This window comes from Streptosporangium fragile, assembly GCF_039534445.1.
In the GTDB taxonomy this organism is placed as follows: Bacteria; Actinomycetota; Actinomycetes; order Streptosporangiales; family Streptosporangiaceae; genus Streptosporangium; species Streptosporangium fragile.
In genome coordinates this window covers 13,699-27,334 of sequence record NZ_BAAAVI010000040.1, presented here as the reverse complement: position 1 = coordinate 27,334, position 13,636 = coordinate 13,699, and the positions used below count along the sequence as shown (strand labels likewise).

The following is a 13,636-nucleotide window of genomic DNA, read 5'->3' as shown; positions in this document are numbered from 1 at the left end:
ACGACGACAGCCAGCCGGCGAACACAGCCGGCTTTCCCCGCAGACGATCCTCTTAGTAGCAATTAAGCCAGCCTATTCTATTACACTGCCAGTATTCGTCAACAGCACCACCGGGAGCCCACAGCCTTTCCAGATCCCTTCGGCGCTTTATACCGGGGTCCGGATTTCCAACCTTGAGCTCCTCGTCTCGCCAGCCATTCTCCGCCCACACTCGGAACCGAGCAAAATTGATACTCGTATTCCCGGTCCCAGGTGCGACCACCGTCACCCCCGAGCATCCGCAGTAGGCGATCGCCGCCTCCTTATCATCCAGATAGTGCTTGGCCCCGTCCTTCATATACCATACATTCTGCTTCAGATGCTCCATCCAAGCAGCGGCTAGATGTATGGCTCTATGCGGGTCCAGCATCTCTTCCGCAACATCCCCCAACCTAGCCCTACCCGGGCCCCATTTCGCTTTTCCATAATACTTCTCCAGCATCATCCGAGCCTTATAAAGCTCCAACTGAGCGATACCGATAGACGCCCCCCACCCCATCCCCTTTCTTTTCTCATCTCTGTAATCATAATAGATCGCGGCAAGGGCGCCAATCCCGCCATATTTTACTTCCTTGGCGCGAATTTCCCACATAATAACGGCCGCCAACACATTTTTATCGATCCCATGACCGTCGGCCGCAGCTTTGATTATATTATAATACTCCAGAATACCCTTGAAGTATTCATAGTTCTTGAACTTCACTTTCCCTACGGAACTCTTATAGTAAGCTATCCCACCCGCAGCCACCGTAACATTTTTAGATTCCAAGCTGTTTAGCCCTCCAACTCGAACCCAAATAGAGGATAGCTGCTCTTCCTTTAGCCACGGCCTCCAGCGAAGCATGTACTCCTGGCGCGTTATTTCGTCTTCACGGGTTTTGCCGTCCCAGAAGTTCGGCTGGTCTACCTCCCTGCCGTTGGGCATGTACTTGTAGCCGAGCCTTTCGATCTCGTCGTCACCGAGCTGCGGCATGGTCGCATACCAACTGTAGTTCCGCGACCACCAGTAGTCGTCCTCATCACTGTCGGATCCGTTGTACACCAGATCCGAGAGGCCTCCCCATGAGTAGTACGGCGTCACCGTCGGGTCGCCCTTCGGGGCCGGCCGCGGCACTGGATTGTTGATCACAATCGAGTTGTGACCGGAAGGGTCGGCATGGGTGAGCGGCGAGGCGTTGGCGTAGGTGTAGCGGTTGGCCTGCACCGACGGGTCCGGGGTGAGGGTGGCGGTGTCGCGGGAGGCGAAGGCACCGGTGCCGGGCTGGTACCAGCGGGCGTCCATGTTGACCTTGCCGGTGTCCGGGTCGGTGTACTCACCCTGGTACCCCAGGGCCCGCGCGGTGCCGGAGCGCTGGATGACCTGGCCGAACGGGTCGTAGGCGGTCGAGTCGACCAAGGCGGTGCCGGAGAAGGTCCCCACCAGGTCGCCGTGCAGGTCGGTCATCGTGGCGAGCGCCGGGCCGGTGCCTTCCTGCAGGCTGAGCAGGCCACCGGACGGGTCGCGGCCGTACCTGGCCTGGATTGCGCCAGCGCCGTCGGTGACGGCGGCGATGTCGTTGGTCAGGCCGGAATAGACAAAGCGCTGCTGGACGGTGCCCTTGGTGCGCGAGGTCATCCGGCCCAGGGCGTCGTAGCCGTAGGTGGCCTCGCCGTCGGTGATGAGCCGGTCGAAGGCGTCGAAGGTGAGGTTCTTCGTCACGCCGCCAGTGGTCTCGGTGGCGACGGTGCCGCGCGGGGTGTAGGTGTAGTCGGTCCCGCCCCCGGAGAGCAGCCGGTTGCGCTCGTCGTAGGTGAAGGTCTTGTCCCCGGCCTTGGTGCGGTTGCCGGCGTCGTCCCATTCGTAGGCGGTGATGGCGCCACCCGGGGCGGTCCAGGAGGTCAGGCGGCCGGAGCGGTCGTAGCCGTAGGTGTTGGCCCCCGCCCCGGCGGTGCCGGTGGTGGTCTTGGTGGTGAGGTTGTCGTCCTTGTCCCACCCGTAGGTGATCTTCGCCAGTTCGGTGCCGGAGCTGTTCTTCACCGTGTGCGAGGTCAGCCGGTCCACCGCGTCGTACCCGTAGCTCTGGGTGCCTGCCGGGTTGGCCGAGGTCTTACTGGTGAGCCGGTCGGCGTTGTCGTAGCCGTAGGTCCAGGTCCGCCCGGTGACCGGGTCGGTGGCGGTCTGCAACCGGCTGGCGTTGTCCCAGGCGTAGGTGGCCGTGCCGGTCGGGTCGACGCGCTGGGTCAGGTTGCCCGCCCCGTCCCAGGCGTAGGTGGCGACCTGGGTGGTGGCCTTGGAGACCTTGGTCAGCAAGCTGCGGTCGTTGTAGTCCAGGGTGTAGTCACCGATCGCGGTCACCCGGCCCGCGTCGTCGTAGGTGACGGTCCGCTCGGGGGTGGCGACCGAGGTGCCGGTGCCGGTCTCCTTGGTGACCCGGTTCAGGGGGTCGAAGACGCGGTCGATACGCACCCCGCCCGGTTGCAGGGTGGCCACCGCGTTGCCGGCGGCGTCGTAGACGCTGGTCCAGGTCCGGTCGGCCGCGTTCGGGTGCGCCGTGGTCGAGGGCTCGATGACGGATTCGACCAGGCCGAGGGTGTTGTAGGTGGTCCAGGTGGCGTGGCCGCGCCCGTCGGTGAGGCGGGTACGGGCGCCGGTGGCGTCGTAGCCGAACGTGGTGGTGATGGTCTTGTCGGCCGAGACCGGCTCGATCAGCGAGGTCAGCCGGCCCAGGGCGTCGAACGTCCGCTGGGTGACGTGCCCCTCGCCGGAGGTGGTGCTGGTCGGGTTGCCCGCCGGATCGTAGCCGAAGCCGAAGGTGCGCACGACTGCGCCGGTGCCGGTGAGGTCCTTGGTCGCGATCTTGCGTCCGGCCAGGTCGTAGGTGACCTCGGTGGCGTTTTTCAGCGGGTCGGTCACCTTGGTCTGCCGGCCGAGGAGGTCGTACTCGACAGCGGAGGTGTTGTTGTTCGGGTCGGTGGTGCCGGTGACCTCTCCGGCGGCGTTGACCGCGTAGCTGGTGACCTTGCTGCGCGGGTCGATGCTCTTGATGAGGTTGCCGGCGGTGTCGTATTCCAGTTTGGTGGTGTACGCCGCGGTGGTGGGCTTGCGCTCGACCTGCGTGGTGGTGATCTTCCGGTCGAGGTCGTCATAGGTCGCCTCGGTACGCGCGCCGGTGAGGTCGACGACCGCGAGCTGCTCACCGATCAGGTTGTACTCGGACACCCACTGACCACCCGGCCCGGAGGGGCCCGGCTCGGTGACCCGCACCGGGCGGCCCAGCGCGTCGTACTCGGTGGTGGTGACGTGGTTGCGCGGGTCGGTGACCTTGGTCTGCCGGCCGGCCGCGTCGTAGGCGAAGCTGACCTTGGGGGTGACCGCGCCGGTCGGGCAGGTCGTGGGGCAGGGTGCGCTGGTGGCGCTGCCGTACTGCGCGGAGATCTCCTCGTCGCTCAGCGCCCGCGGGTAGGCATGCAGGTCGTCGACGGATCCGCGCAGGTAGTCGACGTGGTCGCCGTCGTTGAGGGTGCGGCCGACGACGAACGGGCCGGTGGCCTTCCACGGCGCGGTGAAAGGCGCCTCGTCGTTGAGCACGCCGTTGACGTACAGGCGGATCTTCTGGGCGGCATGGTCGTACACCCCGGCCAGATGGGTCCAGGTCCCGGTCTGTGCGACGGTGTCGGCCTCGACATGCTCGGAGGCCGGGTTGCTGGCGTCGGCGCCGGTGAGCGACCAGATCCACTTCTTCACGTCGGGGTCGTAGGTCAGGGCGAAAGCGCTGCTGGTCGTTCCGGTCTGGCTCGCCGCGCTCTGCCAGGTCGTCAGGTCGTCAAGTTTGACCCATCCGGCCACGGTGTAGCTGGCGGAGGTGTCGAGCACCGGACCCGCGCTCTGGGCGTAGCCGTCGCCGTTGGCCAGGTGCAGCCCGTTGCCGGTCTTGCCGCTCTGCCAGGCGGTGGTTCCGGCCAGGGTCAGGGTGTGGTTGTGCCCGGAGGCGTCGGCCGCCGAGGTGCCCGCGGTCTCGTCGAACTTCCAGCGGGCCTGCTGCCCGGTCGGAGCGGTGGGCGCGCCCGGCGGGGTGTAGGACGGCAGGGTGGTCGAGGCCGGGCGACCGGCCTTGTCGAAGGTCGAGGTAACCGTACGGCCTTCGGCGTCGACCTCGTGGGTCCGCAGGCCGGCGGTGTCGTAGCCGTACTTCACCGTGGGCCGTCCGTCGGCGGCGGAGCCGTTCTTTTCGATCGTCACCTGCGGGGCCTTGGTCTCCACCAGCCGGCCTGCGCCGTCATAGCGCATGGTGGTGGTGAAGTCCGCGGCCGTGGCGCCGGCGGCGTTGCCGCGCGGGTCGGTGACCGCGGTGACCAGGCCACGGTCGTCATAAGTGCTGGTGGTGACCAGGTCGTCATCACCGTTCTCCACGGTCTGCCGGGTCACCAGGCCCAGCACGTTGTAGGCGTAGACGGTGGACTCGGTGCGGGTGCCGCTCCCGCCGGTGAAGGTCTTCTTGGTGATGTTGCCGGCCGCGTCGTACTCGAAGGCGGTCGTGCGCTTGAGCGCGGCCGGGTCGAACGTGGTGGAGGTCAGGCGGCCGGCGGCGTCATAGACACGCTCGACGGTGACCTGCTTGCTGCCGCCGGTGACCTGCTTGGTCACATTGCCCGCCGCGTCGTAGGTGTTGTCCTGCAGCACCACGTCGGCCGGGGTGGTCAAGCCGTTGAGGCGGGCGCCCTTGGCGGTCACCTGTGACAGGCGGTTGTTGGCGAAGTAGGTGTAGGAGGTCGTGCGGCCCATCGCGTCGGTCTTGCTGGCCAGACGGCCACCGGAATCGTAGGCGTGGGACTCCAATACCACGTCCTGGGGAGCCTGCGGGTTCACCGGGCTGCCGGTCCAGTTCTTCAGGGTGGTGGTGTACGGCTCGCCGCGCTTGGTGTAGGCGTAGGTGAGGACCGTGCCCATCGGATCGGTCGTGGAAGCCAGGGCGCCGGTGGCGTTCCAGGTCGAGCGGGTCACCCCGTTCTCCGGATCGGTGACGGTCTCCACCCGGCCGTGGTCGTCATAGGTGTAGACGGTCTTGCGCTCGACGTCGCCGCCGGTCAGGTCCGACAGGGCCTCGGTGAGCTTGTTGCCGTCCGGGTCGTAGGTGAAGGTGACCTTGGCGGTGTGCGTGACGTTGGTGACCTCGTTCTTCACCCCGGGCCCGGTCTGCGTGAGCATCCGGCCGAGGCCGTCGTAGGTGAAGGTGGTGGTGACGCCGTCGGGGTGGGCCTCGGAAACTTGTGTGCTGGAGGCCACCCGGCCCAGCCCGTCATGGGTGAAGGTGGTCTTCAGCCCGGACGGGCTGGTCTGCTCGGCCACATCCCCGGCCGCGGTGTAGCGGTAGGTGGTCTCGTTGCCCCGCAGGTCCTTGGCCGACTTCACCAGCCCGGCCGGGGTGGTCCCGCCGCCGACCGCGGCCTCGGTGCCGTCGGTGTAGGTGTAGGTCGTCGACCGGCCACTGGGGAAGTCCGGGGTGGCCGGGGTGGTGATCTTGGCCACGTCACCGTGGGTGGTGTACTCGGTGACGGTGGCGTAGGTGGTGTCGGTGGCGCTGGCTGAGCGGGCGTCCCGGACGACGGTCACCTGGTCGTTGCGCGGGTCGAACTCGTCGGCGGTGTTGCGGTAGAACGCCTGGTAGCTGGTCTGGCAGCTGGTCGCCGTCCGGCAGGTTTTGATCGCGGTGACGTTGCCGCGGGCGTCGTTGACCTGCTCGGTGACGTTGTTGTTCGGGTCGGTGACCTTCACCGGGAAGCCGCCGGTGTCGTACGCGTACGTGGTGACTTTGCTCAGCTGGTCGGTGCGGCTGATCAGGCGGTTGCCGCGCCAGGCGTCGTGGACGTAGGTGAGGGTGTTGTTGTTGGGGTCGGTCACGGTGACCGTGGAGGTGCCCGTCGCCGGGGCGTAGACCAAGTCGCTGAGCTTCCAGGTGCCGCCGTGCTGGTCGACATGGGTGGCGATCCGGTCGGTGCCGGGGTCGTAGGTGTTGTCCGCCCACACCCGCCCGGACGGCAACGTGATCTTCGTCAGCTTGGCGGGTGCTTCGGCGCGGGCCGCGTGGTGCGCGGCCACCTCGGCCGCGGTGAGCGGCTTGCCGTAGACGGCGACCTCGTCGACCAGGCCGTGGAAGGGGAATTCCTGCGTTCCGGTCCCGGTCGGCAGCCCGGGCGCCGACCCGGGGGTGACGATCCCGTGCCCCACCTCGGTATACGGGCGCCAGGTGGTGATCTTTCCGGTCATCGTGCCGATCTGCGCGCCGTCGAGGTAGAGCGCCTGGGCGTCTCCGGTGATGGTCAGCGCCACGTGGTGCCAGGCGTTGTCGTTGACCGCGCCCGCCGAGGCCATGGGTGCGGCCGCGGCGTGGAACGAGCCGCGCAGCTTGCCGTCGGTGCCGATGTACAGCATCGGCTGATTCAGCAGGAAGTCGTTGCGCTCCCCGGCCGCCATCAGCACACCCGAGCCGGTGGTCTTGAACCACAGCTCCACCGACACCTGATCGCCCAGGTTCGACAAGGCGTAGTCCGGCAGGCGCACCACGGCGTTTTTCAGTTCCACGGCCGTGTCGGGTGTGCCGGCCAGTGCGCCGGGCTTGCCGTACAGCACCTCGGACGGGGCACCGCCGCTGGACCTTCCCTCGTAAAAGGCCGCGCCCGCGCCCGAGCCCAGGTCCTTCGCCGCTGATCCGCTGCTGTCGCCCAGCCGCCAGTACCCGTAGGGTTCGGAGTCCTGGACGATACCGCGGTACTGCGAGCCGCTGCCGTAGGCGTAGTGGGTGCAGTTGGGTGCCGCGACCGGGGCGCACACCGCGGTGAGCTTGTCGCCTTCGTAGTGGTAGGTCCACGTCACCGGGGAGCCGTCCACCGGGTCGCTGGAGACGCTGGCCACGTGCGCGCCGGTCCAGGTGAACGTCAGTGACCGGCCGCCGGCCGCGGTGACCTTCTCCAGTTTGCCGCCGGTGCCGTAGACCAGCGTCTGGGCGCGGCCGCGCCCGTCGGTGACCGTGGTCAGCCGGCCCTGGGCGTCGAAGACGTACGAGGTGGAGGATTTGTCCATCAGCCGCCAGCCGCCGCCGGTCACCTCGGCCAGGGTGGCGTACATGCCCGGCGGCGGCTGGTAGCTGCCGTCGCCGTTGGCGGCGAAGCGCACCCGGCGCCCGTCGGGGTAGGTCACCAGCGCCGAGACCATCTCGCCGCGCACCTCGCGGACGAGCTTCATGTCCCAGCGGGTCGACCAGCCGGCGCCGAAGATCCCGTCGGTGCGCGCGTCCATGCTGTTGTAGGAGCGGTTCACCGCCAGCGGCGGCCCGGCCGTGGCCACCACCAGGTCCGTGGCCTCGGTGGTGTAGTTGCCCGGCGACTGGTGGAACTCCTGGCCGTTGACCCCGCGCGCGGCCAGCTGTGAGCCGATCACCGGCTGGTGCACCCCGGTGGTGAAGGTCATCGCCTCCGACGTCGTCGTCAGGTTGCTGCCGGTGTCGGTGATCGTGACGGTCCACCAGTACTGCTTGCTCCAGGTCAGCTTGCCCGCCGGGACCGTCCAGGCCGTCGCGTCGCCCAGGCTTTTGGCCAGCGCGCCGGAGGAGGTGCACCCGGTCGTCATCGCCGCGTTGTCGCAGATCTTGAAGGTGAAGGTGACCGGGACGGTGTAGGCGTCGTTGCTGCCGCCGCGGGCCAGCAGGGCGGGCGTGCGGGAGGCCACCAGCGCGCCGTGGGCCGGCGCCACGGGCGTCGCCCAAGGCGACTTGTGATACGAGCACGCCGCCCGCCGTGTCCAGGCCCGGTCCCAGTCCGGCGGTGTCCCGACCGTGGTGCTGAAGCCGGTCACCTCCCACAGGTAGGCGTTGTAGTAGACGACGTCCCCGAAGCTGTACTTCTGGGTCGAGCTCCAGTACGGGTAGTCCTCGCACCACACGGTCGCGGCCGGCACCGTGGCGTTGGTCACCGCGTCGGCGCTCTGCGCCTTCCGCGCCGCCGCCGCGGAGGATCCACCGTCCTTACCCGCCGCAGAACGGGCAACCCGAGAGACGGGCCGCTTCTCCGGCGGCAACGCGCCCTTGGGACGCTTGCCGTCCCGTCTGGACGGCTTCACCTTCACCGTCGACGCGGTGGCTGCGGAATCGACCAGCGACGGCAGCCCCGCCGCCGAGCCGGTCAATTGCTTGGGCGTATCCGGATCGCCCTGAACCACCGGGACCGGCTGCACCACGGCGCTTACCGGAACCTCCTGGAACAGCAACAGACCCGGGGTCAACACAGTGAGAATCGCCACCGACGCCCAGGTCTTCACGCGTGCCGAAAACGCCCACGACAAATTCCGGCGCATACGCCGTCAGCCTCCGAACACGTCAGCACGGAAGCGAAAACTCCCGCGTTACCCCAGCCCGCCCAAGCGCCCGGCCGGAGCCGGGGTCGTCGGTTCGGAGCGCCTCGGATGCAAACAAACGATCAGAAATTACCCGTAGATCATCATGGCCCGCAAGATCTACATAAGGAGCAAATAAAGGACTGAGGAGTCAGGTTTAAAAAACGAGTTACCGCGCACGCGTGCGTCCGGTGACTTTGCGTCATCAAGTGACGCGGCCAGACAAACAACGCACAGAAAAGGCGTGGCCGCCCAGGGTTGTGGCCCGTGTCCGCCCGGCCGGAGTCTTTTCCGGAAAACGCAGGCCGGGGGTGGGGAAGTGCGGTGGTTCCGGTGTCCCCGGCCGGGAGGGGCGGGACAGAGCGGTCAGGGCGCGGCGGTGATCTCCTTCAGGCGGGCGGCCAGCTGCTCGGGCTCCCCGTCGACCAGCGCGGAGACCCCGCGCCACCAGGCGAACCACTCGCCGCTGCGCCACATCCAGTCGATCCGCTCGATCGCGGCGATGACATCGCCCCGGGTCCGCCAGGCCGGGCCGGCCCGGTCGGCGGAGGCGCCGTGGCGCAGGGCCCACGCGTGCAGGATTCCGGCGGCTCGGGCGTCGACCGGCTGCTCGTACGGGTCGGGGTGCTCGTCCAGGTGGTGCGGGCCGAGCCCGGCGGCGACGCCCCAGCTCCACTGGGCCTCGGCCGGGCGGGAGTAACGCAGCGAGTCGAAGTCGAGGTTGGACCCCAGCTCACCGCTCGGGCGGCGCAGGACGACCGCGTCGAGCCGCCCGCCCGCGTCGAAGGAGACCACGATCCGCTGCCCCGGCCGGGCGTCGCCGGGCAGTTCGATCCGGTCCTCCGCCTGCCAGGAGTTGAGATCGGTGGCGACGTGCGGGCGGCCCCAGAGCGCGTCGGCCGCGTCGTCGGCGACCCAGGCGGCGAGCATCTCCAGTACGGTCAGGTCGGTCCACGGGTCGACCGCGGTCGAGCTGCGGAGCACCTCGTCCGGCGTGGGGAGCTTCCCGTCGCGCTCGCGCCACCACCACTCCTCCCCCAGCTCGCGGGTGCCGACCAGCAGCCCGGCAAGTGCGGCGAGCTCGGTCGATCTGCGGGTGAGGGGGGCGCCGCGGGCGAGCTCGACGCAGTGGGCGACGCGGTCGGCACCCAACGCCGCCCCCGCCTCGCGCAGCAGGAGGGCGGCGTCGGGACGCTCCTCGCCCAGCAGGTCACGGATCAGTCGTCTGGCTTCGGTCCGGGCATCCTCCGCACGTGCCTCGCGCATACCGACACCGTACGCCGGAAGATCCTCATGTGCGAGAGCCCACAGGTGGGATGACCCTACCCTCGTCGCCGACGCCCTGGCCCGGTGCGTGACCCGGCCTGCCGCGTACGCGACCCGGCCTGCCGGGTGCACGGCCACTGCGGCCGTCGCCACCGGGTAGGCGGGGACCCGCGGCACGTACGAGCCACCTGCGACGCGTCGTCCTCCGGGGCGGAGACCCCGCGTTCACCACGGACCGGCGATGCGTACAGCCGCCCGCGACCGGTCACCGTCCTTTGCCGCGGCCGGACCGCGAACCGGTCACCGCCTCCCGGTGCGGCCGAGCAGCCAGCCGATCACGGCGCTGCCGAGCGCGACGCCCGCGCCCATCCCGAACGCGGCGAGGAGCGACCACGGGGGAACGCCGGGCTTGGGCGGCGGAGCCGGGCGTTCGAAGACGTGGGCGGCCCTGACCGGCCGGGCGGCTTCCGGGGCGCGTGCGGCGGCCGGTCCGGTCGCCGCGGCGGGCTCGGTCACCGCGGCCGGTCCAGGCGTCACGGCGAGTCCGGCGGCCGCCGCCCCACCCGGTACGGCCCCCGCGGGAACGGGCTCGGCGGGAACGGGGATCTCACCGGCGTAGGCGGAGGCGAGGTGGCTCTCCACCGCGGAGAAGAACTCGCCCGCGGTCTTCTTCGCCACCGAGGTGAGCATGCGCTGACCGACACCGCCGATCATGCCGCCGACCACGGCCTCGGCGTCGTAGTCGACGCGGGTACCGCCCTCGACCTCGCTGAGGCGGACCTCCACGGTGGCGTCCACGGTGCCGGGCGCGCCCTGCCCCCGGGCCTTGAGCACGAACCGCTGCGGGGCGTCGGGTTCCGACAGCGAGACCTCGCCCTGGTAGACGCCCTTGATCGAGGCCACCCCGGCGGTGACGGTCATCCGGTAGGTGTCGGGCGCCGTCTCCTCCAGACGTTCGCACCCCGGGATCGTCCGGACGAGCACGGCCGGGTCCTGGAGCGCTGACCACACACGATCTCTGTCGATGCCGAGTACGGCACTGCCTGCGAGCTTCACACCAAGCACCCTAGGCAATCACGGGGCGGAGGGATAACAGCAACATCTGCCCGTCGCGGCGGGTCGCCGTTGTCAGGGCCGTCCGGGTCACCCCGGCGCTCCGGCGCGGGCGCGCAGTGGGGCGCCGACGTCGTGCAGGTGGCGTAGCGCCTGGGCGTAGGAGTCGACGATTCCGGACTCCAGGTAGTCGACGCCCAGTTCCTCGCAGTACGCCCGGACGATCGGCTGGGCGCGGCGCAGGTTGGGCATCGGCATGCTCGGGAAGAGGTGATGCTCGATCTGGTAGTTGAGCCCGCCCAGCACCGCGTCGAGCATCCGGCCGCCGCGCACGTTGCGCGAGGTCAGCACCTGACGCCGCAGGAAGTCGAGCTTGTCCTCGCCCCTCAGCGTCGGCATGCCCTTGTGGTTCGGCGCGAACGTGCAGCCCAGGTAGACGCCGAAGACCGCCTGGTGCAGGAGGAGGAAGGCCACGGCCTTGCCGGGTGACAGGACGGTGAACAGCGCCCCCACGTACAGGATCGCGTGCGCCGCCAGCAGCGACGCCTCCACGCCGCGGCGCTTGACCACCGGGCGGGCCAGGGCGCGGACGCTGGAGAGGTGGAGGTTGAACCCCTCCAGCGTGAGCAGCGGGAAGAACAGGTACGCCTGCCGGCGGCCGATGAACCTGGCCAGGCCCCTGCTCTGGGCGGCCTGCTCGCGCGACCAGAGAAGGAAGTCCGGCGAGACGTCCGGGTCGTGGTCCTCGTGGTTGGGATTGGCGTGGTGGCGGGTGTGCTTGTCCATCCACCAGCCGTAGCTCATGCCGATGGCGAGGTTCCCCGCCAGCATGCCCGCGATCTCGCTGGAGCGGCGGGAGCGGAAGACCTGACGGTGGGCCAGGTCGTGGGCGAGGAGCCCGATCTGCGCGAACACCGCGGCGAGGAGCACGGCGACCGCCAGCTGGTACCACGAGTCGCCGATCGTGAGGAAGGCGGCCCAGCCCCCGGCGAAGGCCGCCCCCACGAGGACGGAACGCACGGCGTAGTGGCCGGGACGCCGCTCCAGCAGCCCCGCCTGTGTGATCCGGCGCGCCAGGCGGGCGAAGTCGCTGCCCCGCGTCCCGTTCCCGGGATCGGCGGGATCGGCGGAGCCGACGAGGTCGGCGGGGTCGGTGAGATCGGCGGGGGGATTCGCGGCGTCGGTCGCTGTTGAGTCGGGCACGATTCTCCTCGGATAGGCCGGATCGCTCGACGGGCCTGATGAGCCACCAGCGCCGTGAAGCGGCACTGGATGGATAGTGGCCTCTCCAGGATTTCGTGGCCTCCCCGCCCGGAGACCCCTGCTCCCACCCCACTTCGTGGTAGGGCTGCCCCTACCACGCCGACCCGCGCACCGGGCGCGCCCCGGTGAACACCGTTGAGATGCGGGCCCGCGTCTTCCCGACGCCGGGTGTCCGCCGTCTCCCGGGCGGTTCCCCGGCCCGGCTGGTGATCATCGTGGCGAGCGGATCCGTGCCCGCCGGCAGGGTGGGCGTCCATCATCCTCGGCGAGGGGAGTACCGGGTTCCCGCGGCGGGAAGATCGCCTCTCCGCTATGGTTCTCCTGTTCGAAACGGTCAGGGCTTGGCCGTCGTCTCCCTCGGCAGAGGAAGCGAGAAGCCGCCCTCTTCAGAGGGTGGAGGAGTCACGGCATCGATGATCGCTCAGACGACCAGGATGGCGGCGGCGATCGTGGCTCTGGCGGTGAGCGCGGGATGCGCCGCCGCGGGGGCCGACGGGCCCGGGGCCGGGTCCGGCGGGAACGTCTCGAAACCGGATGCCTCAGCCGGCGCGTCGAAGAGACCGGACGGCTCGGCCGATCCGGCACGACCGCCCGCGGGGCCGCCGGGGGCCGTGCCCCGGCCGGGCGAGGTGGGGAAGATCTCCCGCCCCGCCGACGGCCTGCCACCGGTGATCAGCTCCATCCCCACCAGGCGGAAGGTCGTCTTCCTGACCATCGACGACGGCTGGGAGCAGGATCCCGGCTTCGTGGCGCAGGTCCGCGACCGGCGGATCCCCATCGCGGCCTTCGTCACCCGCGACGCGGTGGAGGCCAAGGGCGCGGGCGACGCGACCACCCAGGGCGGCCGGTTCCTGGGCGCCGGCAAGTGGGACTACGTGCGCGACCTGCGCGACGCGGGCGCGACGATCGAGAACCACACGCTGACCCACCCGAACCTGCCGCTGCTCGGCTACGAGCAGCAGAAGGCCGAGATCTGCGGCACCTCCAGGCTGATCCGCCGGCATCTCGGCACGACGCCCACCCTGTTCCGCCCGCCGTTCGGCAACCACAACAGCCTGACCCGCAAGGCGGCCAAGGCCTGCGGCATCGACGCGCTCCTGCTGTGGACGGCGACCGTGCAGCCGGGCGGGAAGATCGCCTACCAGGTGCCGGACAAGAAACTCCGCCCCGGTGATGTGCTCCTGTTGCACTTCCGCCCCAACCTCTCCCGGGACTTCCGCATCCTCGTCAACAAGATCAAGCGCCGGGGGTTCGAGCTCGGCAACCTCGACGCCTACCTGAAGGCCGCGCTCCGGTAGCCGTACCGCGCCCCGGGTGACGCGAACGCCCCGTACCGCGCCCCGGGCGACGTGACCATCCCGGGCGGCGCGGGCCCGGATGGCATGAACGGTCGGGACGATGTGGCCGGGGCCGGGCGGCATGAACAGCCCCGACGGCACAGGGCCGGGCAGCGCGAAAGGCCAGGGCAGCGCGAAAGGCCCGGCCACATCGTGACCGGGCCCGGATGACGCAACCGCCCTGGACGGTATGACCGTCCAGGGCGGTGTGACCGTCCGGGACAGTGTGACTGTCCCCGACGGCGTGAACGGCCCGTTCCCCCCCGGGCGGGCCGTTCAGCGTCCACCTGTTCGTCCACGGTCCGCCTGAGCG

7 protein-coding genes are annotated in these 13,636 nt (G+C 69.5%); 2 read left to right on the top strand and 5 right to left on the bottom strand.

The genetic code is table 11. The features are described from left to right. Positions 1 to 52: 52 nt before the first annotated feature. Positions 53 to 7,984 (bottom strand): LamG-like jellyroll fold domain-containing protein, encoded by a 7,932-nt coding sequence (locus ABD841_RS24715; RefSeq protein ID WP_344976381.1) that lies wholly within the window; start codon positions 7,982 to 7,984, stop codon positions 53 to 55. On the opposite strand from ABD841_RS24715, the gene ABD841_RS24710 reads away from it, so the two are divergent. Further along, positions 7,971 to 8,225 carry a hypothetical protein gene (locus tag ABD841_RS24710; protein ID WP_344976380.1) on the top strand — a complete coding sequence of 85 codons (255 nt, stop codon included), beginning with the start codon at positions 7,971 to 7,973 and terminating at the stop codon, positions 8,223 to 8,225. The two genes, ABD841_RS24715 and ABD841_RS24710, sit on opposite strands and share 14 nt — an antisense overlap. Before the next feature lie 545 nt (positions 8,226 to 8,770). On the opposite strand, the gene ABD841_RS24705 is transcribed toward ABD841_RS24710, so the two are convergent. From ABD841_RS24705 to ABD841_RS24690, 4 genes are all read right to left on the bottom strand, one after another. Next, positions 8,771 to 9,670 (bottom strand): hypothetical protein, encoded by a 900-nt coding sequence (locus tag ABD841_RS24705; protein ID WP_344976378.1) that lies wholly within the window; start codon positions 9,668 to 9,670, stop codon positions 8,771 to 8,773. A gap of 300 nt (positions 9,671 to 9,970) precedes the next feature. Further along, the gene (locus ABD841_RS24700; protein ID WP_344976375.1) at positions 9,971 to 10,726 is read right to left on the bottom strand and encodes an SRPBCC family protein; all 756 of its coding nucleotides are present in this window, start codon (positions 10,724 to 10,726) and stop codon (positions 9,971 to 9,973) included. An 87-nt stretch (positions 10,727 to 10,813) separates the two neighbouring features. Further along, complete coding sequence (locus ABD841_RS24695) at positions 10,814 to 11,770, bottom strand: fatty acid desaturase family protein (protein ID WP_344976513.1); 957 nt, start codon at positions 11,768 to 11,770, stop codon at positions 10,814 to 10,816. Positions 11,771 to 12,407: 637 nt separating this feature from the next. Continuing rightward, positions 12,408 to 12,674, bottom strand: a complete 267-nt coding sequence (locus ABD841_RS24690; protein ID WP_344976372.1) for a hypothetical protein — start codon at positions 12,672 to 12,674, stop codon at positions 12,408 to 12,410. Here ABD841_RS24690 and ABD841_RS24685 point away from each other — a divergent pair. Continuing rightward, positions 12,655 to 13,284, top strand: coding sequence for a polysaccharide deacetylase family protein (locus ABD841_RS24685; protein ID WP_344976370.1), 630 nt, complete (start codon positions 12,655 to 12,657; stop codon positions 13,282 to 13,284). The two genes, ABD841_RS24690 and ABD841_RS24685, sit on opposite strands and share 20 nt — an antisense overlap. Positions 13,285 to 13,636 lie beyond the last annotated feature (352 nt).

Bases quoted from the DNA above. Each gene is read 5' to 3' on its own strand.
- ABD841_RS24705 (WP_344976378.1), bottom strand. From the start codon at position 9,670: ATGCGCGAGGCACGTGCGGAGGATGCCCGGACCGAAGCCAGACGACTG.